Origin of the sequence: Thioclava sp. NG1, assembly GCF_003122275.1 — a bacterium.
Lineage (GTDB): Bacteria > Pseudomonadota > Alphaproteobacteria > Rhodobacterales > Rhodobacteraceae > Thioclava > Thioclava nitratireducens.
On record NZ_QFBB01000028.1, the window covers coordinates 1 to 2,153 of the forward strand.

Annotated in this window: 2 protein-coding genes and 2 pseudogenes; 2 read left to right on the plus strand and 2 right to left on the minus strand. The window is 55.4% G+C overall.

Annotated features, from left to right (window positions below; all coding sequences use genetic code 11):
* Positions 1–648: flavin reductase family protein (locus DEM26_RS20095; RefSeq protein ID WP_109173299.1), on the minus strand; the 648-nt coding region annotated here is incomplete at its 3' end.
* A 116-nt stretch (positions 649–764) separates the two neighbouring features.
* Here DEM26_RS20095 and DEM26_RS20100 point away from each other — a divergent pair.
* Positions 765–1,403: a GntR family transcriptional regulator gene (locus tag DEM26_RS20100; RefSeq protein ID WP_109173300.1), complete on the plus strand. Its 639-nt coding sequence runs from the start codon at positions 765–767 to the stop codon at positions 1,401–1,403.
* A gap of 133 nt (positions 1,404–1,536) precedes the next feature.
* On the opposite strand, the pseudogene DEM26_RS20775 reads toward DEM26_RS20100, so the two are convergent.
* A pseudogene (locus tag DEM26_RS20775) lies at positions 1,537–1,824 on the minus strand (IS21 family transposase); the annotation flags it as partial.
* A gap of 134 nt (positions 1,825–1,958) precedes the next feature.
* On the opposite strand from DEM26_RS20775, the pseudogene DEM26_RS20280 reads away from it, so the two are divergent.
* A pseudogene (locus tag DEM26_RS20280) lies at positions 1,959–2,153 on the plus strand (phasin, PhaP); the annotation flags it as partial.

Sequence of the window (2,153 nt, forward strand, 5' to 3'; positions counted from 1 at the left end):
GCGGCCTTCCAGACCGGCGCGGGCATCTTTATCGGACCCCGGCACGCGCATTTCGAAAGTTTCGCGCACGACGGTGTAGTCAAAATACCCAAGTCGCGCGATTGGCTGGATCGCGGCGATATCAAGACGACCATCGCTTTGGATGAACTGATCGTCGATATGAATCAGTTCAACCTGAGCAAACACCACATCCACTGTGCCCATGGATGAGTTGCCCTTCTGTGTGTGGGTGCTGAGATAACGGCACTCAAACTTGCAGGGGCTCTCCTTGACCATCGGCACGCCGCCATTTTCGGCGTAGACCCGTGTCACATCAATCCGGTCAAATTCGCTTTCGTCCGGCGCAAGCGCCATTGCGGTGATGTTCACGGCCTCGCGCAGGTCGTATGTCGCCAGGTTCCAAGCGAACCACCCTGTTTCCTCGGCATTGATCACCGTGTCCTTGCGCCGCCCATCGGGATAGCGGTTGGCCGCAAACATCACCATCGGAGGATCAAACGTCAGGTTGTTCCATTGGCTGTAAGGCGCGATGTTTTCTACGCCGGTTGCGCTGATGCTCGACAACCATCCAATCGGGCGCGGCACGGTGCAAGCTTTGAAGGGCGAAAACGGGAGGGGGCACGACTCGGAACCGGGTGCGTATTTCATCAATCTTCCTTCTGCTTGACTGGGTAAACTCAATAAATATACCCCCGATATATCGGTGATATGTCAAGCTTTCAGTGATATGGAATTGTCTAACTGGGATGTAAGGACCGCTTTGAATGGCCAACAAGACACAGCAAGCCATTGAACTTCTTCAACGAATGATTGAGACAGGGCAACTTGCTCCGGGAACGATGATTTCGGAAAAGGTCTTAGTGGATCTTACTGGATTGGGCCGAACACCGGTCCGCGAAGCGATCCACCGCCTAGCTCCGAGCTACATGATTCGCATTCACGCCAGCAAAGGAATCGAAATTCCTGCGATCACCGTAGAGGACCAACTCAGTCGACTGGAAGTCAGACGGGCGGTCGAGGTCTTGGCGGTAGAATTAGCCTGCAAGCGGGCGGATGAAAACCAACGCCAAGCGATGTGCAGACTTGCTGACGTGATGAATCAAGACTTCACCTTGCAAGAATACACGAACACAATCCGAGACACTCATGGTTTGATCATCGACGCCGCGCGCAACCAATATCTCGGTTCAATCATGTTGCCGTTACAAGGGTTATCGCGTCGTTTTTGGGTCGTGCACGTGCGTGACGAAGCCCTCGAAGTTGGTCGTGGCCGTGACCTACACCGCCGGATTTTGAACGCGATCGCCGATGGCGATAGAGACGCGGCACATTCAGCTTCGCTGGCTCTCAATGATTATTTGGTGGAGTTTGCGATCGCAGTCGTTTCCCGCCGCGCCGATTGAAACGGCTATTGGCAGTGCGGTTTCCCGCGGCTCTGTCGCTCAAATTCGTCAAGAGGTTCATCTCGTGAATCCAGCGTAGTCGTTGGCTTGCATGAGCGAACCGATACCTCCGACAAACAAGATCAGGAACTCGGCCGCCATCAAACCCACACTCATCCCGCAACCGCTCGAAGATGCGCTTGGCTGTGTAACGCTGTTTGCGGGGACGAGCTTTGTCCTCGGCAAGCCACTGGTCGATCTGATCCGTGAAAGGATCCAGCTTCGGCCGCCGGATCGGCGCCATCCGCTGATACCAAGGCGGCTCCGAATAGGCCAACATCTTCGCAACACTGTCCCGGCTGATACCGAAATCCCGGGCAATCTGGCGCCCGCTCAAGCCATCTTGGAAGTGAGCCCGACGCACCTTCAAATACAAGTCCACGGTGAATATCCCCAAGCCCTCCCGAAATCCGAAAGGGCAAAAGTGGCCGACTTTTACGCCGCCCGCGACACCACAGCGGCGCTGCTACCGTGGCCGAGTATTGCTCCGCCGTTCACAATTATAAGGGGGGGGGGGTGACCGACTTCGCCAACTTTGCGGCCGACCAGGCTACTAAAAACCTCACGGCTTTTGCCGAGATCACTCGCAAAGCACAGACCGAAGCTGTTGAACTGCTTGTTGCCGCTGGCAAAGAAGCGTCGAATGAGGCTGCTGCTGCCGTTCAGAAGGCCGCAAATGATGCAACCAAAGCTGCAAAAAAAGCTGCTGCT